Below are 21,833 nucleotides of genomic sequence, written 5' to 3' on the forward strand. Positions count from 1 at the left end.
CCTGTCGATTCAGAAATGCAAAAAGGGCCGCATCAGCAGCCCTTCATTTTTATCCGAGAGGATTAAAAGTCTTCGTTGGTTTCTTCAGCATCCGCGCCGTCGACCACGAAATCAGGTTTAGAGTCCTGGTTGTTCAGCAGGAGTTCACGCACCTTCTTCTCAATCTCTTTCGCCGCCGCCGGGTTCTCTTTCAGCCAGGAGATAGCATTCGCTTTACCCTGACCAATCTTGTCACCGTTGTAGCTGTACCATGCGCCCGCTTTTTCAATCAGCTTCTCTTTCACGCCCAGGTCAACCAGCTCGCCGAGGAAGTTGATACCTTCGCCGTAGAGGATCTGGAACTCAGCCTGTTTGAACGGTGCTGCGATTTTGTTCTTCACAACCTTCACGCGGGTTTCGCTACCGACTACGTTATCCCCCTCTTTCACCGCACCGATACGGCGGATATCCAGACGGACAGAAGCGTAGAATTTCAGAGCGTTACCGCCGGTGGTGGTTTCCGGGTTACCGAACATTACACCAATTTTCATACGGATCTGGTTGATGAAGATCAGCAGCGTATTGGACTGCTTCAGGTTACCCGCCAGCTTACGCATCGCCTGGCTCATCATACGTGCCGCGAGGCCCATGTGAGAGTCACCGATTTCACCTTCAATTTCCGCTTTTGGCGTCAGCGCCGCAACGGAGTCGACGATGATCACGTCAACCGCGCCTGAGCGCGCCAGCGCGTCACAAATTTCCAGTGCCTGCTCGCCGGTGTCCGGCTGGGAGCACAGCAGGTTGTCGATATCAACGCCTAGTTTACGGGCATAGACCGGGTCCAGCGCGTGCTCGGCATCGATAAACGCACAGGTTTTACCTTCGCGCTGTGCCGCCGCAACAACCTGCAACGTCAGGGTAGTTTTACCCGAGGATTCCGGACCGTAGATTTCTACGATACGGCCCATCGGCAAACCGCCAGCGCCCAGTGCGATATCAAGAGAAAGCGAACCAGTGGAGATAGTTTCCACATCCATGGAACGGTCTTCACCCAGGCGCATGATGGAGCCTTTACCGAATTGCTTTTCGATCTGGCCCAGTGCTGCCGCCAACGCTTTCTGTTTGTTTTCGTCGATAGCCATTATTACTCCTGTCATGCCGGGAGAAGCAACTGCGCTTCACCATGGACTTCTGTTCTGTTGAGGCAATTATACTGTATAGTCATACAGTATCAAGTATTTTGTAGAAATTGTTGCCAGAGCGTTTTTAACGCGTATTCCGTTGCCTGACGACGCACGCTTTCGCGGTCGCCGCTGAAGCATTCCCGGCGGGTGATCCCTTCACCTTTTGAGGTGGCAAAGCCAAACCAGACGGTGCCGACAGGCTTCACGTCGCTGCCGCCGTCCGGCCCCGCGATACCGCTGATGGAGATAGCGTAATCTGCGCGCGCCTCTTTCAGCGCGCCAATCGCCATCTCGATCACCACCGGCTCGCTGACCGCGCCATGCTGCTCAAGCGTGGCTTCACGCACGCCGATCATCTGCGCTTTCGCCTCGTTACTGTAGGTCACAAAGCCGCGTTCAAACCAGGCGGAACTGCCAGCAATATCGGTAATTGCTTTCGCCACCCAGCCGCCGGTGCAGGATTCTGCGGTCGTGAGAGTCGCGCCGCGCTGTTTCAGCGCCAGCCCCACCACTTCGCTTAGCTGCATCAATTCATGGTCAGTCATTCTCGCTCCAGGCCTTAGAAAAACATGCAGCACAAGATAGCACTTTCTCATCAAATATGGGGATGCGCGTCGGGTTTTACGAGGGGGCTTCAGAAAAAAGCCGATGCGGACGCATCGGCCAGAGAGACGCTTATTTCATGCTGTTAGCGAGGGTGTCCACATTGTGGCGAAACGCCTTGACGTAGGTGTCCGCCACGCCGCCCTTCGCGGACAGCGCTTCCGGGTAAAGTTCACCACCCGGCTGGGCGCCCGTGGCGGTCGCAATCTGCTTCACCAGGCGTGGGTCAAGCTGGTTTTCCATAAACCAGGTTTTCACGCCGTCAGCTTTAATCTGATTGATGATCTCCGCTACCTGCGCCGCGCTGGCTTCACTCTCAGACGACAGCCCCTGCGGCGCCATAAACGTCACGCCGTAGGCGTGGCTGAAATAGCCGAAGGCGTCGTGGCTGGTCAGCACTTTGCGCTTCGCCTGTGGGATGTCGCTGAAACGCTTTTTAGCCCAACCGTCCAGTTGAGAGAGCTGCGCAATATAGGGTTTACCGGTAGCTTCAAGCGCCGCCGTATCTTCAGGATCGGCCTTCACCAGCCCTGAGAGAATATTTTGCGCATACAGCGCGCCGTTCGCCGCGCTGTTCCACACGTGCGGATCGGTCACGGTTTTACCGTCCTCTTCCAGCGTGTGCGTTTTCACGCCGTCCGAAGCAACCACCAGTTGGCCTTTGAATCCGGAGGCTTTCACCAGACGGTCGAGCCAGCCCTCCAGCCCCAGCCCATTGACCACCACCACGTCAGCTTTACTCAGCGCCGCGCTGTCTTTGGGCGAAGGTTCGAAAGTATGGGGATCACCGTCCGGCCCCACCAGCGTCGTCACCTTCACACGATCGCCGCCAACCTGCTGCGTGATGTCTCCCAGGATGGAAAAGCTGGTCACCACATTAAGCGTTTTCGCCATTACGCCGTGCGTCATCATGCCGAGCGCGAGCGCCACGGCTAATCCTGTACGTTTCATCGTTTCCCCTTGCGTTAAAAAAGCGCCCGCAGGCTATCCGCCAGCCTGCTGCGCGTGCCAAATAAAACTGAAATAAAGAACAATGCGCTGGCGGTCAGCACAATGGAGGGCCCGGCGGGCAGACTCACTGCCCAGGAAAGGCTTAAGCCCAGCCACGCGCAAAAAATACCGCTGATACCCGCCATCAAAAGTAACCCTGGCAGTGTGCGCACCCAGCAGCGTGCCGCCACGGCGGGTAACATCATCAGCCCGACGGCCATCAGCGTGCCGAGCACCTGAAAACCGGCTACCAGGTTGAGCACCAGCAGCGCCAGAAACAGACCGTGTAACATCCCGGGCAGCCAGCGCGCGTTCACCTGCAACCACGCGGTATCAAACGCTTCGCTGACCAGCCCCCGATAAAAAATCGCCAGCGTGAGGAGCGTGAACATGCAAACGCCCGTCACGAACAGGGCTGACGCGCTATCCACGGCGAGAATGGAGCCAAACAGAAGATGAAGCAGATCGACATTTGAACCGCGCAGCGACACCAGCGTGACGCCCAGCGCCAGCGAGCCCAGGTAAAACCCCGCGAAGCTGGCATCCTCTTTAAGCGGCGTGCGGCGGCTGACCAGCCCGGCCACCAGCGCAACGGCGATCCCGGCAATAAACCCGCCGACAGTCATTGCCAGCAGCGACATCCCGCTGAGCAGATAGCCCACCGCGACACCCGGCAAAATGGCGTGAGAAAGGGCGTCCCCCATCAGGCTCATCCGACGCAGTTGAAGAAATACGCCCAGCGCAGTGGTGCTGACGGAGAGCGCCAGGCAAACCACCAGCGCGCGCCGCATAAAGCCGTACTCAATAAACGGCTGGAAGAAGAGATGCCAGATCATGCCACCCTCACCCGCTCGGTTTTCCAGTGCGGCGTATCAGCATCCAGCCGCAGCGTTTGTGGGAAGTGGCGCGAGACGCGTTCGCTGTCGTGCAGTACCGCCAGCAGGGTCTGCCCCTGCATATACATCTCCAGCATCAGATCCATCAGCACGTTGCAGGTCGCTTCATCGACGCCGGTGAAAGGCTCATCCAGCATCACCAGGGGCGCCTGCTGCACCAAAACGCGGGCAAACAGCATGCGCTGAAACTGGCCGCCGGAAAGTTCATCTATGGTAGAGAACGCCATGGACTCCAGCCCCACGCGCTCCAGCGCGCCGGCAATGCGCATGCGGGTATCCCGACGAAAACCGGCAAACAGTGAGATTGCTGGCCAGCAGCCCATACTCACCACGTCCTGCACGGTCAGAGGAAATTGCGCCTCCAGCGCGTGACGCTGCGCCAGCCAGCCCACCACCGGACGTCTCCCCTGCCAGCGAAACGTACCGCTGACGGGCGGAATAAAGCCGGCGAGCGTTTTCAGCAGCGTGGATTTGCCGCAGCCGTTGGCCCCGACGATAGCGGTCATGCTCCCGCGTTCAATCACGCCGGACAGCGCGCGCGTAACGGGCTGGCGATCGTAACCCGCCACCAGGTCGTTCATCACGATCATGGCAACGCCACCGCCCAGCGCACGGCCAGGCCGAGAAACAGAATGAGCACCAGCGCCAGCAGCAGCCGAACCGGGGATGAGAGAGAAAACAGGGACATGGATATCTCAATTCAAAAATAATGTTATAACATAACAATAATGAAAGTCGATTAAGATGTAAACGGTGGGAGTGAAATGGGAGTGTGGCGAAATGTTTCTGCAAACTTCCCTCTCCCGTGGGAGAGGGTCAGGGTGCGGGCAGCCATGCCGGGTGGCGGCGTTGCCTTAACCGGCCTACCCGTCAGGGTAACTTACTGGCTAAACGGTGACGCTGCCGGCACACGCGCCTGAGACACCGCCAGCCCCAGCTGCCACACCGCCATCGCATAGTGCGTGCTGTGGTTGTAGCGGGTAATGGTGTAGAAGTTCGGCAGCCCGAACCAGTACTGATAACCGGTTCCGACATCCAGGCGCAGCAGGCTCACCTGGTCAACATTGCCCAGCGGCTGCGACGGCGTTAAGCCTGCCGCTGCCAGCTGCGCCACGCTGTATTTGGTTTTAAATCCGTTTTCCAGACCAAACGCCTCGCCGTTCGCCTGCACCGCCACCTGGCCGCCCGGCGTCCAGCCATGCGCTTTGAAGTAGTTGGCCACGCTGCCAATGGCGTCTTCGGGATCCCACAGGTTGATGTGACCATCCCCGTTAAAATCTACCGCGTACTGCTTATAGGAGGACGGCATAAACTGGCCGTAGCCCATTGCCCCGGCGAACGACCCTTTCAGATCGAGCGGATCGTCCTGTTCGTCTCGCGCCATCAGCAGGAAGGTTTCCAGCTCGGAAGAGAAATACTCGGCGCGGCGCGGGTAGTTGAAGGAGAGCGTCGCCAGCGCATCAAGGATGCGGGTTTTACCCATAATGCGTCCCCAGCGGGTCTCGACCCCAATAATACCGACGATGATCTCCGGCGGCACGCCATAGACCTGCCACGCACGGTTCAGGGCGTCTTCATACTGATTCCAGAACACCACGCCATTCTGCAGGTTGTCCGGGGTAATAAACTGTTTGCGATAGCGCAGCCACGCGCCGTTTGGCCCGGTCGGCACCTGGGCTGTCGGCGCCTGCCTGTCCATCAGGCGCAGCACATAGTCCAGACGCTTCGCCTGAGACAAAATGGCATGCAGCTGCTGGCGGTCAAAACCGTGCTTGCTCACCATTTTATCGATGAACTGTTCGGCCGCAGGGTTATTCGCGAAGTCGCCGCCCATCTGCATCATATTGTGCTGCGGCTCCAGCAGGAATCCTCCGGAAGGCGCGCCCGCCGTTGGCTGAGCGGCTTCGGTCTTGGGTTTGCTACTACAGGCGGACAGGAGAATAAGCGCAGGCAACAGCGCTGCATAACGACGCTTGAACATGTGGCATCCATTTAACGAGTTCGGTAAGAATCCAGTATGGTAAAGCATCCCCAACTCCTCAAGGAAGCGGTACACACCTCCCCGACGCAAATCCGCGCTTTTTTCCACCAAAAATTATTCACCTCACCAATAAACTTTCAAAATAATACATTTTTCTTTCATTGTGAGATCTGATTAACACTTTAAAACCTTTCAAAGTGATTATTATTAGCCGCAGATAGACAAAAACAAACGCCCTACAGGAGAGAAGAATGATAGAAACCATCACCCACGGCGCCGAGTGGTTCATCGGGCTGTTTCAGAAAGGCGGCGAGGTATTCACCGGCATGGTGACCGGGATCCTGCCCCTGCTGATCAGCCTGCTGGTGATCATGAACGCCCTGATTAACTTTATCGGCCAGCAGCGTATTGAACGCTTCGCCCAGCGCTGTGCCGGCAATCCGCTGTCCCGCTACCTGATCCTGCCCTTCATCGGCACCTTTGTGTTCTGCAACCCGATGACCTTAAGCCTCGGCCGCTTTATGCCAGAGAAGTACAAGCCGAGTTATTACGCCGCCGCCTCCTACAGCTGCCATTCAATGAACGGCCTGTTCCCGCACATTAACCCCGGCGAGCTGTTTGTTTACCTCGGGATTGCCAGCGGTCTCACTACGCTGGGACTGCCGCTCGGCCCGCTGGCGGTGAGCTATCTGCTGGTCGGCCTGGTGACCAACTTCTTCCGCGGCTGGGTAACGGACCTCACTACCGCCATTTTTGAGAAAAAAATGGGCATTCAGCTTGATGAGAAAGTCCAGCTTTCGGGAGCCACAGTATGAACCGGATCCGCATAGATAAAGGCACGGGCGGCTGGGGCGGCCCGCTGGAGTTCGACGCCACCGAAGGCAAAAAGATCGTCTACATCACCGCGGGCACGCGCCCGGCGATCGTCGACAGGCTGCGCGAGCTGACCGGCTGGGAAGCGGTCGACGGCTTCAAGGAAGGCGAGCCGCCGGAAGCGGAAATCGGCGTGGCGGTAATCGACTGCGGCGGCACCCTGCGCTGCGGCATCTACCCGAAGCGCCGCATTCCGACGGTGAATATTCACTCCACGGGCAAATCAGGCCCGCTGGCGCAGTACATCCTTGAGGACATTTATGTCTCGGGCGTGAAGGAGGACAACATCACGCTGGTGAATGGCACACCCGCGCCGCAAAAAGCATCCCCGCGCGACTACGACACCAGCAAAAAAATCACCGAGCAGAGCGACGGCCTGCTGGCGAAGGTCGGGATGGGGATGGGGTCCGCCGTGGCGGTGCTGTTTCAGTCCGGGCGCGACACCATCGACACGGTGCTGAAAACCATTCTGCCGTTTATGGCGTTCGTCTCGGCGCTGATCGGCATCATCATGGCCTCCGGCCTCGGCGACTGGATTGCCCACGGCCTCGCCCCGCTCGCCAGCCACCCGCTCGGCCTGGTGACGCTGGCGCTGATCTGCTCCTTCCCGCTGCTGTCGCCGTTTCTTGGCCCGGGCGCGGTGATTGCCCAGGTCATTGGCGTGCTGATTGGCGTGCAGATTGGTCTGGGGAATATTCCCCCGCACCTCGCCCTGCCCGCCCTGTTTGCCATTAACGCTCAGGCGGCGTGCGACTTCATCCCCGTCGGGCTGTCGCTGGCGGAAGCGCGCCAGGAGACCGTGCGCGTGGGCGTCCCCTCCGTGCTGGTGAGCCGCTTCCTGACGGGCGCGCCAACGGTGCTAATTGCCTGGTTTGTCTCCGGCTTTATTTATCAATAAGAGGTTCCTGCCATGACCGTGATTTACCAGACCACCATTACCCGCATCGGCCAGAGCGCGGCCGATGCGCTGAGCGACCAGATGCTGATCACCTTCCGCGAAGGCGCCCCGGCAGATATCGAAGAGTTTTGCTTTATCCACTGCCACGGCGAGTTAAACGGCAAGCTGAAGGCCGGTGGCCAGCTGGAGCTGGGCAAGGCGCGCTATGCCGTAACCGCCGTCGGTGACGTCGCCGAGCAAAACCTGCGCGAGCTGGGGCACATCACCTTGCGTTTCGACGGCCAGCCGCGGGCGGAGTATCCCGGCACGGTTCACGTTGAGGGGCCGGTTCCGCAGGCTGTCACCCCAGGCTGCACGTTAAAATTTATTTCGTAATAAAGGAGAGACACATGAGTCAGGTTGCCGTTGTCATTGGTGGGGGACAAACCTTAGGCGAGTTCCTCTGCCATGGGCTTGCCGCAGAGGGCTACCGCGTGGCGGTCGTGGATATTCAGAGTGAGAAAGCCGCCCGCGTAGCGGACGCCATCAACACCGAATTTGGCGAAGGGATGGCGTATGGATTTGGCGCCGACGCCACCAGCGAGCAGAGCGTGATGGCGCTGGCCCGCGGCGTGGATGAGATTTTTGGTCGCACCGATCTGCTGGTCTACAGCGCGGGGATTGCGAAAGCGGCCTTTATCAGCGATGTCGAACTGGGGGATTTTGATCGCTCGTTGCAGGTGAATCTGGTGGGCTATTTCCTCTGCGCCCGCGAATTTTCCCGTCTGATGATCCGCGACGGTATTCAGGGTCGCATCATTCAGATCAACTCAAAATCGGGGAAAGTGGGCAGCAAGCACAACTCCGGCTACAGCGCGGCGAAGTTTGGCGGCGTCGGGCTGACGCAGTCTCTGGCGCTGGATCTGGCCGAATACGGCATAACCGTGCACGCGCTGATGCTAGGTAACCTGCTGAAATCCCCGATGTTCCAGTCCCTGCTGCCGAAGTATGCCGCCAAACTTGGCATCAAAGCGGAGGACGTCGAACAGTACTACATCGACAAAGTGCCGCTGAAGCGCGGGTGCGATTATCAGGACGTGCTGAACATGCTGCTGTTTTACGCCAGCCCGAAAGCCTCGTACTGCACCGGGCAGTCGATTAACGTCACCGGTGGGCAGGTGATGTTCTGAGTTCATTCCCCGGTGGCGCTGCGCTTACCTGGGCTACAATCCCCGTAGGCCGGGTAAGGCGCAGCCGCCACCCGGCAGTTAAGGAGCCGATATGGTCACCGCACTCATCACCGTCGCCGCCCTCGCCTGGCTTTGCCAGATGGCGTTTGGCGGCTGGCAAATCCATCAGTTTAACCGCGCCTTTGACGCCCTGTGCCAGAAAGGCCGCGTGGGCGTTGGGCGTTCCGGCGGACGCTTTAAACCGCGGGTTGTCGTCGCTATTGCGCTGGATGAAAACAATATGGTTTGCGATTCCCTCATCATGCGCGGCGTAACGGTGTTTGCCCGTCCGACCAAAATCCAGGCGATCGACGGCATTTCGCTGCATGATTTACAACCTGATGTGATCTTCCCCCATGATTCACTCTGTCAGAATGCACTATCATTAGCGCTTAATCTGAAACATGGATAATTTCGTTGTGAAAGTTATAAACTTGCGGAATTATCATTTCGCAACGTAAGGAACGAAGCGCCTATGAAACCACGTCAGCGGCAGGCGGCCATACTTGAGCATCTGCAAAAGCAGGGAAAGTGCTCGGTAGAGGATCTGGCCCACTACTTTGACACCACCGGCACGACAATACGCAAGGACCTGGTGTTGCTCGAAAACTCCGGCGCCGTCATTCGTACCTACGGCGGCGTGGTGCTCAATAAAGACGAAGCCGACCCGCCTATCGACCACAAAACGCTGATCAATACTCACCAGAAAGCGCTGATTGCCGAAGCCGCCGTCAAATTTATCCAGGACGGCGATTCCATTATCCTCGACGCAGGCAGTACCGTCCTACAGATGATCCCGCTGCTCAGCCGCTTTAATAACATCACCGTGATGACCAACAGCCTGCACATCGTCAATGCCCTGTCAGAGTTCGACAGCGAGCAGACCATCCTGATGCCCGGCGGCACCTTTCGTAAAAAATCGGCGTCGTTTCACGGGCAGCTGGCGGAGAATGCCTTCGACCACTTCAGCTTCGATAAGCTGTTTATGGGCACGGACGGCATCGACCTCAACGCGGGCGTGACCACCTTCAACGAGGTGTTCAGCGTCAGCAAAGCGATGTGCAACGCCGCGCGGGAAGTGATTTTGATGGCGGACTCGTCGAAGTTTGGCCGTAAAAGCCCCAACATTGTCTGTAGCCTTGAAAGCGTCGATAAGCTGATTACCGACGCAGGTATCGATCCGGCATTTAAAAAAGCGCTGGAAGCGAAGGGCATCGACGTGATCGTAACCGGAGAGAAAAATGAGTGATTTTCTGTTAAACGCAGGCCGTCAGACCCTGCTGCTGGAGCTACAGGAAGCCAGCCGCCTGCCGGAACGTCTGGGTGAGGATTTTGTTCGTGCAGCCAACACCATTATCCACTGCGAGGGCAAAGTGATCGTGGCGGGTATCGGTAAATCCGGTCATATCGGCAAGAAGATTGCCGCGACGCTTGCCAGCACCGGCACCCCGGCGTTCTTCGTGCATCCTGCCGAAGCGCTGCACGGCGATCTGGGGATGATCGAAAGCCGCGACGTGATGCTGTTTATCTCCTACTCCGGTTCAGCCAAAGAGCTGGATCTCATCATCCCTCGCCTGCAAGAAAAATCGGTGGCCCTGTTAGCGATGACCGGCAAATCCCGTTCGCCGCTGGCGCTGGCCGCGAAAGCAACCCTGGATATTTCCGTTGAGCGCGAAGCCTGTCCGATGCACCTGGCACCGACCTCCAGCACCGTCAACACGCTGATGATGGGCGACGCCCTGGCGATGGCGGTGATGCAGGCGCGCGGTTTTAATGAGGAAGATTTCGCCCGCTCCCATCCTGCGGGTGCGCTTGGGGCTCGTCTGCTCAACAAAGTTCACCACCTGATGCGCACGGACGATGCCATTCCTCAGGTCAAACTCGACACCAGCGTGATGGACGCCATGCTGGAGCTGAGCCGCACCGGGCTGGGGCTGGTTGCGGTATGCGACAATGACCGCCAGGTGAAGGGCGTCTTCACCGACGGCGACCTGCGCCGCTGGCTGGTGGGCGGCGGCAAGCTGGAGGCGCGGGTATCCGAAGCAATGACCCAGGGCGGGCTGACGCTGAATGCCGACAGCCGCGCGATTGAAGCCAAAGAGGTGCTGATGAAGCGCAAAATCACCGCCGCGCCGGTGGTGGACGAGCACGGCAGGCTGTGCGGCGCGATCAACCTGCAAGACTTCTACCAGGCGGGGATTATTTAACCCTTCAGCCCCAGACGTTTCGCCAGCCTGTGAAGGTTGGCGACGTCCATCTCCAGCGCCCGCGCGCACGCCGCCCAGCTGCGGTTATTCTGCTCCAGCGCGCGGGCGATCATCTGACGCTGGAACGCATCCGTCGCCTCGCGCAGGTTTTCGTTCACGCTCTCAGGTATCACCGGCTTCACGGGCGGCATCGTTTCCTCATGCAGCGCGAAATGGCGCGCATGAATAACCACTTCATCCCCCGAACGCGTTGCCCGCGCCAGCACCACCGCGCGGTGGATCGCATGTTCCAGCTCACGCACGTTACCCGGCCAGCCGTAGCTCAGCAGGTGCGTCCTCGCGCCAGGACTTAGCACCACGCGGGAAAGCCCCATTTTGAGCCGACACTGTTCGCAGAAAAAGCCCGCCAGCAGAACCACATCCTCGCCCCGCTCGCGCAGCGGCGGCACCGTGAGCGGGAACACGCTCAGACGGTGGAACAGATCGGCGCGGAAATTCCCCGCCAGCACCTCTTCGCGCAGATCGCGGTTCGTCGCCGCCAGCACGCGCACATCCACGCGTAAGCTGCGATCGTCTCCCACGCGTTGAATATCGCCATACTGCAACACCCGCAGCAGTTTGGCCTGGAGCGAAAGGGAGAGTTCGCCAATTTCATCGAGGAACAGCGTGCCGTTATCAGCCATTTCGAACTTGCCGCTGCGGTTGCTGATCGCCCCGGTAAAGGCCCCTTTGACGTGTCCGAACAGCTCGCTTTCCGCCACGCTTTCCGGCAACGCCGCGCAGTTGAGATAGACCAGCGGATTCACCGCACGGGGCGAGGCTTCGTGGATCGCTTTTGCCACCAGCTCTTTACCGGTGCCGGTCTCCCCGAAGATCAGCACGTTCAAATCAGACGCGGCGACAATCTCAATCTCTTTTTTGAGCTGCGCCATGCCCGGCGAAAGGCCGATCATTTCGGTGTGCGCCACCTGCTCAAACGCCGTCGGGCTACCCGGAAGAATATTCTGGCTCTCCAGCTGTTCTATCAGCAGGGCGTTGTTCAGCGCCCCGGCCGCCAGCGCGGCAATCAGCCGTAGCTCTTCGTCGCTGAAGGTATCGAACTGATCAGGCGACATGCCGTCGAGGGTTAACGCGCCAATCAGGTTCTGCCCGGCAAACAGAGGCAGGCCGATACAGGCGTGCACCTTCAGGCTCTCCTGTCCGGGGATCAGGCCGTCGTAAGGATCGGGCAGATCGCTGTCTGCCGGGAAACGCACCACGTCACCCGCGCGGGCGATGGTTTCCAGACGCGGGTGGCCCTCCAGGGTAAAGCGCCGCCCGAGTACGTCCTTCGCCAGACCGTCGATAGCCAGCGGAATAAACTGCCGCCCTTCGTAACGCAGCAGCGCCGACGCATCGCAATCCAGCACGTGGCGCAACGTGGAGATCAGCCGCTGAAAGCGGTCCTGATGACCAATACCGGTTTGCAGTTCTATGGCGATCTTCGCCAGCACATCTACGGAAAAGCTCATCTCTGCCTCACTGTCATTTTGACAATACATAATGTCATATTGACAATTTTTAAGATAGTCAAAATGACTACCCACTAAGGAGCATCGAAACGAAAACACATTATTTTCAACAAGTTAAAAAGTTGGCACGCAACTTGATATATGACAGTCATCTTATTTGAAAACGCCGTATTAAGTTGAGGTTGCTATGTCTATTCTGGTTAAAAATAACATTCATTGGGTGGGTCAACGTGACTGGGAAGTACGTGATTTTCACGGGACGGAATACAAAACGCTGCGTGGCAGCAGCTACAACAGCTATCTCATTCGTGAAGGTAAAAACGTCCTGATCGATACCGTCGATCACAAATTCAGCCGCGAGTTCGTGCAGAACCTGTGCAGCGAAATCGATCTGAATGACATCGACTACATCATCATCAACCACGCGGAAGAGGATCACGCCGGGGCGCTGACCGAGCTGATGTCCCACATTCCGGATACCCCGATCTACTGCACCACCAACGCCATTGACTCCATCAACGGCCACCACCACCATCCGGAGTGGAACTTCCACACCGTGAAAACCGGCGACACGCTGGATATCGGCAATGGCAAACAGCTGATCTTCGTGGAAACCCCAATGCTGCACTGGCCGGACAGCATGATGACCTACATGACCGGTGACGCGGTGCTGTTCAGTAACGACGCCTTCGGCCAGCACTACTGCGACGAACGTCTGTTCAACGACGAAGTGGATCAGACCGAGCTGTTCGAACAGTGCCAGCGCTACTACGCCAACATCCTGACCCCGTTCAGCCGTCTGGTCACGCCAAAAATCACCGAGATCCTCGGCTTCAACCTGCCGGTGGATATGATTGCCACCTCCCACGGCGTGGTATGGCGTGAAAATCCAACCCAGATTGTCGAACTGTACCTGAAGTGGGCGGCGGACTATCAGGAAGATCGCATCACCATCTTCTACGACACCATGTCCAACAACACCCGCATGATGGCGGACGCCATTGCCCAGGGCATCAACGAAGTGGACCCGAACGTGGCGGTGAAAATCTTCAACGTGGCGCGCAGCGATAAGAATGAGGTGTTGACCAACGTCTTCCGCTCCAAAGGCGTGCTGGTGGGTACCTCCACCATGAATAACGTGATGATGCCGAAAATTGCCGGACTGGTGGAAGAGATGACCGGCCTGCGCTTTCGTAACAAACGCGCCAGCGCCTTTGGTTCACACGGCTGGAGCGGCGGCGCGGTAGACCGTCTCTCCACCCGTTTACAGGATGCCGGTTTTGAGATGTCCCTGAGCCTGAAGGCGAAATGGCGTCCGGATCTCGACGCGCTGGAAATCTGTCGCCAGCACGGTCGCGACATTGCCCGCCAGTGGGCGCTTGCGCCGCTGCCGGAAACCGCACCCGCCGCGGCGGTTACGCCGGAAGCTGTAGCAGAAGCCGCTCCTGCCGCTGCCGACCTCGGCCCTTGCATGCAGTGCAGCGTCTGCCAGTGGATTTACGATCCTGAGCTGGGCGAGCCGTTGCAGGATGTCGCGCCGGGTACGCCGTGGAGCGAGGTGCCGGACAACTTCCTCTGCCCGGAATGTTCCCTCGGGAAAGACGTCTTTGATGAACTGGCAACGGAGGCAAAATGAGCCACGGCATCGTCATTATCGGCTCGGGCTTTGCCGCCCGCCAGCTGGTGAAAAATATCCGCAAACAGGATGCTAACGTGCCGTTGACGGTGATCGCCGCCGACAGCATGGATGAGTACAACAAGCCTGATTTAAGCCACGTCATTAGCCAGAATCAGCGCGCCGACGATCTCACCCGCCAGACGGCGGGGGAGTTCGCAGAACAGTTTAACCTGCGTCTGTTTCCGTACACCTGGGTCACCGATATCGACGCCGACGCCCACGTGGTGAACGCGAAAGATAAAACCTGGCAGTACGACAAACTGGTGCTGGCGACGGGGGCATCGGCGTTTGTGCCGCCGGTTGAGGGCCGCGAGCTGATGGTCACGCTCAACAGCCAGCAGGAGTATCAGGCCAGCGAGACCCTGTTACGCGACGCCACGCGGGTGATGATTGTCGGCGGCGGACTGATTGGCACCGAGCTGGCGATGGACTTCTGCCGGGCGGGAAAATCCGTCACCCTGGTTGACCACGCGGCCAGCATTCTGTCAGCGCTGATGCCAGCAGAAGTAAGCAGTCGCTTACAGCATCGTCTGACCGACATGGGCGTGCATCTGCTGCTGAAATCGCAGTTACAGAGCCTGAGCAAAACCGAAACCGGCATTTGTGCGACGCTCGACCGCAACCGCAGCGTTGAAGTGGATGTGGTTATTGCGGCGACGGGGTTGCGCCCGGAAACCGCGCTGGCGCACCGCGCGGGCGCAGAGATCAATCGCGGCGTGAAGGTGGACAGCTACCTGCAAACCACCCAGCCGGACATTTATGCCCTGGGCGACTGCGCGGAAATTAACGGCCAGGTGCTGCCGTTCCTGCAACCGATTCAGTTAAGCGCCATGTTCCTGGCGAAAAACCTGCTCGGCGGCAACGCCCCGGTGAAATTACCCGCCATGCTGGTGAAGGTAAAAACGCCGGAACTACCGCTGCATCTCGCAGGTGAAACGCAGCGTCAGGATCTGGACTGGGAGATTGTCCTTTCGCCTCAGGGCATGGTGGCGCGCGGCACCGATACCGACGGTCAGATGCGCGCCTTTGTCGTCAGCGAAGACAGAATGAAGGAGGCCTTCGCGCTGCTGAAATCGCTACCAGCTTAACCCTCGTCATGCCGGGTGGCGCTCCGCTTACCCGGCCTACAGTACTGCCACGCTTACTTAACCTTTGGATTTTGTTGTCCACCGCCCCGATGTCCCGGGGCTTTTTTTATCGCTACACTTTCAGCGTCAGGGGCGCACCACCAGCGCGTCATAACCGCGCCAGCGATAGTTCGCCATCGAGATCAGCCAGCAGGCGACAAACAGCCCGACCACCACAAATCCGGCGTCGCCCAGGTTATCGTTCACCGCGCCAATCAGATCCCACACGCCGCCGCTGAGGGCGAACTTGTCCATCAGCAGACCCAGCGCTTCCAGGCCGCCGATAAACAGCGCCACCACCACCGAAGTGCCGGTGATGGTCATGTTGTAGTAGAGCTTGCGCTGCGGCTTGTTAAACGCCCAGCCGTAGGCACCCACCATCAGCAGGTTATCGAGCGTATCGACCAGCGCCATGCCGCTGGCGAAGAGCGCCGGGAAGATCATGATCGACCACACCGACATCCCGCTGGAGGCGCTGGCGGCGGAGATCCCCAGCACGCCGATTTCGGTGGCGGTGTCGAACCCCAGGCCGAACAGGAAACCGACCAGGTACATCTGCCAGCTTTTATTGACGAGGCGGAAGGTTTTGCCGAACAGCCAGTTCATGACGCCGCCCTGTGCAGGCAGCGTGATGTCGCCCTGCACGGGATTGCCGTGTTTCAGCGCCTGAAAACTGCGCCAGACGCCGCGCAGGATCACCATATTCACCAGCGCCATCGCCAGCAGGAAGGTTGCCGACACCGCCGTGCCGATCAGGCTGCCGGTCTCGTGAAACCACGCCATATTCTTCTGAAATGCCGTGGCGGTCGCGGCGATGGCAATGGAGGCCAGCACCACGATGGTGGAGTGTCCGAGGGAAAACCATGCGCCCACGCCGGACGGGCGCTTGCCCTGCTGCATCATTTTACGCGTCACGGTATCAATCGCGGCGATATGGTCGGCATCCACCGCATGACGCAGTCCGTAACACCAGGCCAGCAGGCTGGCCGCCATCAGCGCCGTACTGCCGCTAAAGGTGTGCCACGCCAGCCCCCAGGCCAGCAGGTTAGCCATCCCGAGAGCCAGCAGCAGGCACGCTGCACGAGGTTCATTGCGTAAAAGTCGTAACATTTTAAATCCCTTGTGAACATGATCGGGCGGCAGCAACCACCGCCTGCCCGAAGGAGATCGCTCCGTCGCCTGCGGGCAGGCGCGAAGGAAAAAGAAGCGTGAAATCAGAAAGGTAATGACGAAGGCGCGCGCGCAGCAGGCGGTTGTGAAGGACGCCGCCGCTGAAACACACCGTCGTGAGCGACCGTCGGCGGGCATGCGTTGCCGCCAGTTCGCTCAGCCCTTTTGCCAGCGCATCGTGAAAAGCCCAGGCACGCTCGCCGGGTTCCGCCCGCCAGGTAAGCCACTGTTGCCAGAACAGCGCAAGGTTATCCGTCTGGAGCGTCACCGGATGATCAACCCCTGCGCAGCGTTCGGCCAGCGCCTCCAGCCGGCACGCGGCTTCGCCCTCATAGCGTTGCGTTTCAATGCCCAGCGCACAGGCCACGGCGTCGAACAGACGACCACAGGAGGAGGCCCGCGGCGCATTGATACCGCGCGACACAGCCGTTGCCAGCAGCGGCCAGTTTTGACGCTGTACCACCTCTGTTTCCGGGTACTGCTGCCAGTCAGGTACGAACGCCAGACAGTGGGCGAGCAAATTGCGCCACGGCTGTTTTGCCGCCAGATCGCCCCCCGGCAGCGCAACGGCTGGCAGACCGCCCAGCCGTTCGCAGTCGCGATAGTTCACCCGCAGGCACTCGCCGCCCCACAGCGCGCCGTTCTCGCCCATGCCGATCCCGTCCAGCGTCAGGGCAATAACATCCCCGCCGTTGAGCGGCCAGCCATTCTCCGCCAGACACGCTGCCGCATGCGCATGATGATGCAGCACGGTCTCAACGGGCAGCGCCTGCGCCCGGGCCCACAGTCGGGCGTGATAACCCGGATGGGCATCGCACACCACGCGCTCAGGCTGAAAGGCGTAGATGTCCTGCATCGTCGAGAGCGCACTGCGCCACTGCGCCTCTACCCCCTCGTCGCTCAGATCGCCAAAATGCTGGCTCAGCACCGCCTGGTTGCCACGCACCAGGCTGAAGGTGTTTTTCATCTCCGCGCCGGTGCATAACATGGGCGGGATGTCGCGGAATCCGGCGGGCAATGTGATGGCATCCGGCACAAAACCGCGTGCGCGACGCAGCATCGTGCCCTCCTGGTCCATCACTGAATCATCCATCCGTTGCAGGATGTCGCGGTTGTGCAGCAGGAAGCCGTCAGCGATGTCACTGAGTTCTTCCAGCGCCTGCTGGTTGCTTATGGCGGGTGGATGGCCGCTGAGGTTGCCGGAGGTCATCACCAGCGGGCGCTGGCAGTCCAGCATCAGCAAATGCTGGAGCGGGTTCGCAGGCAGCATCACGCCGACCGTATCCAGCCCCGGCGCAATCTCCTCAGGAAACGCAGGAAGGCAGGCTTTTGGCGTCAGCACAATCGGCGCAGCGGGTGAACGTAACAGCGTCTGGATGGCCTCCGGCAGATCGTCCGCATGCGGGATCATCACCGCCAGCGGCCTGGTCGGGCGCTGCTTGCGTGCCCGTAATTTCCGAACCGCCTGCGGGTTAAGCGCGTCGCAGACCAGGTGAAAACCGCCCAGCCCTTTGACCGCCACAATCCCGCCGCCTTCCAGCATCGCCACCGCCGCGCTTAACGCCGATTCGCGGGTGGCAGCAGCCTCCCCGGCTCGCCACTCCAGCTGCGGTCCGCAATCCGGGCAGGCCACCGGCTGGGCGTGAAAACGCCGGTCAGCCGGGTTGCGGTACTCCGTTTCACAGGGCACACAGAGCGGGAATGGCGCCATTGACGTGGCCGGGCGGTCATAGGGCATGGCGCGGATAATGGTAAACCGCGGCCCGCAGTGGGTGCAGTTGATAAACGGGTAGCGGTAGCGACGTTCGCGGGGATCGCGCATCTCCACCAGGCATGCGGGACAGGTGGCGGCATCCGGGACGATTTGCGTGTCCATCGCCCCGCTCTCGCTGTGGCGGATGACAAACTCATCCGGCAGCGTCGTCCAGCTGAACGGCTGCGTTTCAATGCGATCGATGCGCGCCAGCGGTGGGCAGTCCTGGCGCAGTCTCGCGGTAAAGTCACCCCCACTGCCCGCGAGACGCACCAGGACACCCTCTCCGTCGTTGCAGACGTCGCCTGCCAGCCCCAGCTGGTGCGCAAGCTGCCAGACGAAGGGACGAAATCCTACCCCCTGCACCTTGCCGCGCACCCGAAGCTGTACGCCGTTAACGCGCATCGCAATTTAAAACAGCAGCGATGATGAGGTGTCGAACGCCGCGCGGCGGCGTTTTTCGGCACTCATCTGTTCGAGCTTGTCGCGATCGACGCAGACCAGCGCATGCGTCGGACAGGCTTCCATACACGCCGGACCGGCATCGCGGTGGTAGCAGAGGTCACATTTATTGGCTTCGGCTTTCTCCGCGCGTACGCTCAGCCCGATACCGCTGTTGCGCACCACCGGGCGAACCACCACCTCCATCGCGCCATACGGACACGCCACCACACAGGTTTTGCACCCGATGCAGCGCTCCTGCATCACATGCACGAAGCCTTTCTCGCGCTTAATCGCCCCGTTCGGACAGACGTTGGCGCACGGCGCGTCTTCGCACTGGCGACAGATAGCGGCGGTAGAAATATTCACGCCTTTAATGACGTGGATGCGCGGCAGGAAGGTATCAGGGGTGAGAGAGGCGCAATCCTGCTCTGCCTGATGGGACACCACGCACGCCACTTCACAGGTACGGCAACCAATGCATTTGCTGGCATCGGCCATAATAAAACGGTTCATCTGCTTCTCCGGCATAACTGTTATGCGCGAAGCTATTCATAAACCGTGCCAATATTTAATGCTTTGATTTTATAGGGAAATTTAAAAGAGAAGGATCTGTCATCGTCATTAGTGACGATGACAGATGTCGACGTCAGCGATGCGGGCCGTCAATGACGGAGTCGCGCAGGATAAGCTCGCCGGAGAAGGTTTGCTGAGGCTTAAACTCACCGCCGTCGAGCATGAAAATCATACGGCTGATGGTCTCCTGAATCATCTCCGTTACCGGAATACGCACGCTGGAGAGGGACGGCACGATATAGGGCGCGATTGCCACGTCGTCAAAGCCGATGACGGACACTGCGCCCGGCGTGGCGACGCCGCTCTCGTGCAGCTGCCTGATGGCGCCAATCGCCATGTCGTCGTTACTCGCCACCAGCGCGGTAAACGTTTCGCCGCGGGTGAGCAACTGAGAGACCGCCGCCGCGCCGCTGGCCGGGTTCCACTTCCCTTCGGCGATCAGCGCGTCGCGAACTGCAATCCCGTGCTGCGCCAGCGCGTCCTTGTAGCCGGAAAGACGCTCCACCCCGGTGGGGGAATCCAGCGAACCGGTGATAAACGCAATCTCCCGGTGGCCTTTCGCGATCAGCTGCGATACTGCGTCCTGACACGACGCTTTATGATCGGACCAGACGCTGTGACTGCTGTTTTTCCGCAAACGGCGGTTGAGCACCATGATCGGCTGCTCGCATTTCTCAATGATCTCGTCCAGCGCTTCCACGCTCAGAAAACGCGGATAGATGATTACCGCGTCGCAGCGCATGTCGAGCAGGTACTGGATCGCCTCGCGCTCCTCTTCGGCGCTGTGCTTGCCGTCCGCCAGGATCAGCTGACGCCCCTTCTCTTCCGTCATCCGCGCGGCGTTAAACAGCAGCTCGCTAAAGTAGACCCCATGGTACAGGGTGTTCGTCACCACCAGCCCCAGGGTCTGGGTGCGTTTGGTCGCCAGGTTTCGCGCCAGCAGATTGGGGCGATACCCGCTCTCTTCGATGGCCTGAAACACGCGGTCTTTCGTCTCCTGGCTGACGTAACCGTTCCCCGACAGTACCCGGGAGACCGTCGCTTTTGATACGCCTGCCCGCTTCGCCACTTCCAGCATCGTGGTCATATTATTATTCCGTCTGAACCTGATGGGCGCAGTGTACTGCACCGCAGAAAAATTGTCCCAGCGGCGTTATCACGCTTTTTACGGCCACGAGTGATCGTCATCACGAAACGAAAAAATGCATAAAAAGTGGTCTTGTTTCATTAAAAGAAACTCATGATGATTATGTGAAACCGGTTTCCTACATTTCACACAACGATAACAGGATCACATCCGATGGCAAAAAATTACGCTGCGCTGGCAAAAGACGTTGTCAGCGCGCTGGGCGGTAAAGAGAACATCGTCGCCGTCACCCACTGCATGACGCGCCTGCGCTTCGTTCTTAAAGACGAAAGCCTTACCGACGCCGCACGCCTGAAAAGCATCAGCGGCGTGCTCGGCGTGGTGCGCAACGACAACCAGTGCCAGGTGATTATTGGCAACACCGTGTCCCAGGCATACCGTGAAGTAGTGAGCCTGCTGCCCGCCAACCTGCAACCTGCCGTAGCGGAAGGTCCACAGAAGCTCACGCTGCGCCGGGTTGGCGCCGGGATCCTCGACGCGCTGATCGGCACCATGTCTCCGCTGATCCCGGCGATCATCGGCGGGTCGATGGTCAAGCTGCTGGCGATGATCCTTGAGATGACCGGCGTGCTGGGCAAAGGCGACCCGACGCTGACGATCCTGACCGTTATCGGCGACGGCGCGTTCTTCTTCCTGCCGCTGATGGTGGCGGCATCCGCGGCGGTGAAGTTCAAAACCAACATGTCGCTGGCGATTGCTATCGCGGGCGTACTGGTTCACCCGAGCTTTATCGAGCTGATGGCCAAGGCCGCGCAGGGCGAGCACGTTGAGTTCGCCTTCATTCCGGTGACGGCGGTGAAATACACCTACACGGTGATCCCCGCCCTGGTGATGACCTGGTGCCTGTCGTACATCGAACGCTGGGTGGATCGCATTACCCCGGCGGTGACCAAAAACTTCCTCAAGCCGATGCTGATCGTGCTGATTGCCGCCCCGCTCGCCATCGTACTGATTGGCCCGCTCGGGATCTGGATCGGCAGCGCCATCTCCGCGCTGGTCTACACCATTCACGGCTATCTGGGCTGGCTCTCCGTTGCCATTATGGGCGCGCTGTGGCCGCTGCTGGTGATGACCGGGATGCACCGCGTGTTTACGCCGACCATCATCCAGACCATTGCCGAAACGGGCAAAGAAGGGATGGTGATGCCGTCGGAAATCGGCGCCAACCTGTCGCTCGGCGGTTCGTCGCTGGCGGTGGCGTGGAAAACCAAAAACCCGGAACTGCGCCAGACGGCGCTGGCCGCGGCGGCCTCCGCCATCATGGCGGGGATCTCTGAACCGGCCCTGTACGGCGTGGCGGTACGCCTGAAGCGTCCGCTGATTGCGAGCCTGATCAGCGGTTTTATCTGCGGTGCGGTGGCGGGCATGGCCGGTCTTGCCAGCCACTCGATGGCGGCGCCGGGGCTGTTCACCAGCGTGCAGTTCTTCGACCCGGCCAACCCGATGACCATCGTCTGGGTGTTTGGCGTGATGGGTCTGGCGGTGGTGCTGTCGTTTGTGCTGACCCTGCTGTTAGGGTTTGAGGATATCCCGGTAGAAGACGAAGCCGAAAAAGCACGCGCCCTGCAAACCGCACCGGTACAGAACAAAGCAGCAGAAGCATAAACTGAA

21 protein-coding genes are annotated in these 21,833 nt (G+C 59.4%); 10 read left to right on the forward strand and 11 right to left on the reverse strand.

Features of this window, described 5'->3' with window-relative positions; genetic code table 11:
- Nucleotides 1-62: 62 nt before the first annotated feature.
- The 6 genes from recA to mltB form a co-directional block, all read right to left on the reverse strand.
- Nucleotides 63-1,121, reverse strand: a complete 1,059-nt coding sequence (recA, locus tag KTH07_RS15440) for a recombinase RecA (RefSeq protein WP_015571667.1) — start codon at nt 1,119-1,121, stop codon at nt 63-65.
- 89 nt (nt 1,122-1,210) lie between these two features.
- The gene (pncC, locus tag KTH07_RS15445) at nt 1,211-1,708 is read right to left on the reverse strand and encodes a nicotinamide-nucleotide amidase (protein WP_003862172.1); all 498 of its coding nucleotides are present in this window, start codon (nt 1,706-1,708) and stop codon (nt 1,211-1,213) included.
- Between the two features lie 130 nt (nt 1,709-1,838).
- The gene (locus KTH07_RS15450; RefSeq protein WP_217310794.1) at nt 1,839-2,717 is read right to left on the reverse strand and encodes a metal ABC transporter substrate-binding protein; all 879 of its coding nucleotides are present in this window, start codon (nt 2,715-2,717) and stop codon (nt 1,839-1,841) included.
- 14 nt (nt 2,718-2,731) lie between these two features.
- On the reverse strand, nt 2,732-3,592 hold the full coding sequence (locus KTH07_RS15455) for a metal ABC transporter permease (RefSeq protein WP_015571669.1): 861 nt from the start codon (nt 3,590-3,592) through the stop codon (nt 2,732-2,734).
- Entirely contained in the window at nt 3,589-4,242 is a 654-nt protein-coding gene (locus KTH07_RS15460; RefSeq protein WP_017382783.1) for a metal ABC transporter ATP-binding protein, read from the reverse strand. Before KTH07_RS15460 ends, KTH07_RS15455 begins: the two co-directional genes overlap by 4 nt.
- 290 nt (nt 4,243-4,532) lie before the next feature.
- Nucleotides 4,533-5,633: a lytic murein transglycosylase B gene (mltB, locus tag KTH07_RS15465; protein WP_169805755.1), complete on the reverse strand. Its 1,101-nt coding sequence runs from the start codon at nt 5,631-5,633 to the stop codon at nt 4,533-4,535.
- Nucleotides 5,634-5,884: 251 nt separating this feature from the next.
- Here mltB and srlA point away from each other — a divergent pair, with 251 nt between their 5' ends.
- The 7 genes from srlA to gutQ all read left to right on the forward strand — a co-directional run bounded on the left by srlA (nt 5,885) and on the right by gutQ (nt 10,819).
- The gene (srlA, locus tag KTH07_RS15470) at nt 5,885-6,448 is read left to right on the forward strand and encodes a PTS glucitol/sorbitol transporter subunit IIC (protein WP_015571673.1); all 564 of its coding nucleotides are present in this window, start codon (nt 5,885-5,887) and stop codon (nt 6,446-6,448) included.
- Nucleotides 6,445-7,404: a PTS glucitol/sorbitol transporter subunit IIB gene (locus KTH07_RS15475; protein WP_023304307.1), complete on the forward strand. Its 960-nt coding sequence runs from the start codon at nt 6,445-6,447 to the stop codon at nt 7,402-7,404. The genes srlA and KTH07_RS15475 overlap by 4 nt, the downstream gene beginning before the upstream one ends.
- Nucleotides 7,405-7,416: 12 nt before the next feature.
- Nucleotides 7,417-7,779, forward strand: a complete 363-nt coding sequence (srlB, locus tag KTH07_RS15480; RefSeq protein ID WP_023304308.1) for a PTS glucitol/sorbitol transporter subunit IIA — start codon at nt 7,417-7,419, stop codon at nt 7,777-7,779.
- A gap of 14 nt (nt 7,780-7,793) precedes the next feature.
- Nucleotides 7,794-8,573 carry a sorbitol-6-phosphate dehydrogenase gene (srlD, locus tag KTH07_RS15485; RefSeq protein WP_023304309.1) on the forward strand — a complete coding sequence of 260 codons (780 nt, stop codon included), beginning with the start codon at nt 7,794-7,796 and terminating at the stop codon, nt 8,571-8,573.
- 91 nt (nt 8,574-8,664) lie between these two features.
- Nucleotides 8,665-9,024, forward strand: a complete 360-nt coding sequence (gene gutM, locus KTH07_RS15490; RefSeq protein WP_023304310.1) for a transcriptional regulator GutM — start codon at nt 8,665-8,667, stop codon at nt 9,022-9,024.
- Between the two features lie 63 nt (nt 9,025-9,087).
- Complete coding sequence (locus tag KTH07_RS15495) at nt 9,088-9,861, forward strand: DNA-binding transcriptional repressor (RefSeq protein ID WP_015571676.1); 774 nt, start codon at nt 9,088-9,090, stop codon at nt 9,859-9,861.
- A complete protein-coding gene (gene gutQ / locus KTH07_RS15500) occupies nt 9,854-10,819 on the forward strand; it encodes an arabinose-5-phosphate isomerase GutQ (RefSeq protein ID WP_015571677.1) in 966 nt (321 codons plus the stop codon). Before KTH07_RS15495 ends, gutQ begins: the two co-directional genes overlap by 8 nt.
- Here gutQ and norR read toward each other — a convergent pair.
- Entirely contained in the window at nt 10,816-12,330 is a 1,515-nt protein-coding gene (norR, locus tag KTH07_RS15505) for a nitric oxide reductase transcriptional regulator NorR (RefSeq protein ID WP_017382788.1), read from the reverse strand. The genes gutQ and norR overlap by 4 nt on opposite strands.
- A 187-nt stretch (nt 12,331-12,517) precedes the next feature.
- On the opposite strand from norR, the gene norV reads away from it, so the two are divergent.
- Nucleotides 12,518-13,966 (forward strand): anaerobic nitric oxide reductase flavorubredoxin, encoded by a 1,449-nt coding sequence (norV, locus tag KTH07_RS15510; RefSeq protein ID WP_023304311.1) that lies wholly within the window; start codon nt 12,518-12,520, stop codon nt 13,964-13,966.
- Nucleotides 13,963-15,096 carry an NADH:flavorubredoxin reductase NorW gene (norW, locus tag KTH07_RS15515; protein WP_015571680.1) on the forward strand — a complete coding sequence of 378 codons (1,134 nt, stop codon included), beginning with the start codon at nt 13,963-13,965 and terminating at the stop codon, nt 15,094-15,096. Before norV ends, norW begins: the two co-directional genes overlap by 4 nt.
- A gap of 126 nt (nt 15,097-15,222) precedes the next feature.
- Here the strand turns inward: norW and KTH07_RS15520 are convergent, their stop codons facing one another.
- The 4 genes from KTH07_RS15520 to KTH07_RS15535 all read right to left on the reverse strand — a co-directional run bounded on the left by KTH07_RS15520 (nt 15,223) and on the right by KTH07_RS15535 (nt 20,162).
- A complete protein-coding gene (locus KTH07_RS15520; protein WP_023295322.1) occupies nt 15,223-16,245 on the reverse strand; it encodes a HoxN/HupN/NixA family nickel/cobalt transporter in 1,023 nt (340 codons plus the stop codon).
- A gap of 1 nt (nt 16,246) precedes the next feature.
- Nucleotides 16,247-18,463, reverse strand: a complete 2,217-nt coding sequence (hypF, locus tag KTH07_RS15525; protein WP_023304312.1) for a carbamoyltransferase HypF — start codon at nt 18,461-18,463, stop codon at nt 16,247-16,249.
- A gap of 6 nt (nt 18,464-18,469) precedes the next feature.
- Nucleotides 18,470-19,015 (reverse strand): electron transport protein HydN, encoded by a 546-nt coding sequence (gene hydN, locus KTH07_RS15530; protein WP_017382793.1) that lies wholly within the window; start codon nt 19,013-19,015, stop codon nt 18,470-18,472.
- 133 nt (nt 19,016-19,148) lie between these two features.
- Nucleotides 19,149-20,162 carry a LacI family DNA-binding transcriptional regulator gene (locus tag KTH07_RS15535; RefSeq protein ID WP_017382794.1) on the reverse strand — a complete coding sequence of 338 codons (1,014 nt, stop codon included), beginning with the start codon at nt 20,160-20,162 and terminating at the stop codon, nt 19,149-19,151.
- A 213-nt stretch (nt 20,163-20,375) separates the two neighbouring features.
- Here KTH07_RS15535 and ascF point away from each other — a divergent pair, with 213 nt between their 5' ends.
- Nucleotides 20,376-21,827, forward strand: coding sequence for a PTS cellobiose/arbutin/salicin transporter subunit IIBC (ascF, locus tag KTH07_RS15540; RefSeq protein WP_063162075.1), 1,452 nt, complete (start codon nt 20,376-20,378; stop codon nt 21,825-21,827).
- The last annotated feature ends 6 nt before the right edge of the window (nt 21,828-21,833 follow it).

The sequence above is a fragment of the Enterobacter cloacae complex sp. ECL72 genome (assembly GCF_019056635.1).
Taxonomy (GTDB): Bacteria; Pseudomonadota; Gammaproteobacteria; order Enterobacterales; family Enterobacteriaceae; genus Enterobacter; species Enterobacter hormaechei_C.

Excerpts from the sequence above, each read along its gene's own strand:
- ascF (WP_063162075.1), top strand. The coding sequence starts at position 20,376 with ATGGCAAAAAATTACGCTGCGCTGGCAAAAGACGTTGTCAGCGCGCTG.
- norR (WP_017382788.1), bottom strand. The coding sequence starts at position 12,330 with ATGAGCTTTTCCGTAGATGTGCTGGCGAAGATCGCCATAGAACTGCAA.
- srlA (WP_015571673.1), top strand. The coding sequence starts at position 5,885 with ATGATAGAAACCATCACCCACGGCGCCGAGTGGTTCATCGGGCTGTTT.
- gutM (WP_023304310.1), top strand. The coding sequence starts at position 8,665 with ATGGTCACCGCACTCATCACCGTCGCCGCCCTCGCCTGGCTTTGCCAG.
- KTH07_RS15475 (WP_023304307.1), top strand. The coding sequence starts at position 6,445 with ATGAACCGGATCCGCATAGATAAAGGCACGGGCGGCTGGGGCGGCCCG.
- srlB (WP_023304308.1), top strand. The coding sequence starts at position 7,417 with ATGACCGTGATTTACCAGACCACCATTACCCGCATCGGCCAGAGCGCG.
- srlD (WP_023304309.1), top strand. The coding sequence starts at position 7,794 with ATGAGTCAGGTTGCCGTTGTCATTGGTGGGGGACAAACCTTAGGCGAG.
- mltB (WP_169805755.1), bottom strand. The coding sequence starts at position 5,633 with ATGTTCAAGCGTCGTTATGCAGCGCTGTTGCCTGCGCTTATTCTCCTG.
- recA (WP_015571667.1), bottom strand. The coding sequence starts at position 1,121 with ATGGCTATCGACGAAAACAAACAGAAAGCGTTGGCGGCAGCACTGGGC.
- pncC (WP_003862172.1), bottom strand. The coding sequence starts at position 1,708 with ATGACTGACCATGAATTGATGCAGCTAAGCGAAGTGGTGGGGCTGGCG.
- gutQ (WP_015571677.1), top strand. The coding sequence starts at position 9,854 with ATGAGTGATTTTCTGTTAAACGCAGGCCGTCAGACCCTGCTGCTGGAG.
- norV (WP_023304311.1), top strand. The coding sequence starts at position 12,518 with ATGTCTATTCTGGTTAAAAATAACATTCATTGGGTGGGTCAACGTGAC.
- KTH07_RS15535 (WP_017382794.1), bottom strand. The coding sequence starts at position 20,162 with ATGACCACGATGCTGGAAGTGGCGAAGCGGGCAGGCGTATCAAAAGCG.
- KTH07_RS15520 (WP_023295322.1), bottom strand. The coding sequence starts at position 16,245 with ATGTTACGACTTTTACGCAATGAACCTCGTGCAGCGTGCCTGCTGCTG.
- KTH07_RS15460 (WP_017382783.1), bottom strand. The coding sequence starts at position 4,242 with ATGATCGTGATGAACGACCTGGTGGCGGGTTACGATCGCCAGCCCGTT.
- hydN (WP_017382793.1), bottom strand. The coding sequence starts at position 19,015 with ATGAACCGTTTTATTATGGCCGATGCCAGCAAATGCATTGGTTGCCGT.
- KTH07_RS15495 (WP_015571676.1), top strand. The coding sequence starts at position 9,088 with ATGAAACCACGTCAGCGGCAGGCGGCCATACTTGAGCATCTGCAAAAG.
- KTH07_RS15455 (WP_015571669.1), bottom strand. The coding sequence starts at position 3,592 with ATGATCTGGCATCTCTTCTTCCAGCCGTTTATTGAGTACGGCTTTATG.
- norW (WP_015571680.1), top strand. The coding sequence starts at position 13,963 with ATGAGCCACGGCATCGTCATTATCGGCTCGGGCTTTGCCGCCCGCCAG.
- hypF (WP_023304312.1), bottom strand. The coding sequence starts at position 18,463 with ATGCGCGTTAACGGCGTACAGCTTCGGGTGCGCGGCAAGGTGCAGGGG.
- KTH07_RS15450 (WP_217310794.1), bottom strand. The coding sequence starts at position 2,717 with ATGAAACGTACAGGATTAGCCGTGGCGCTCGCGCTCGGCATGATGACG.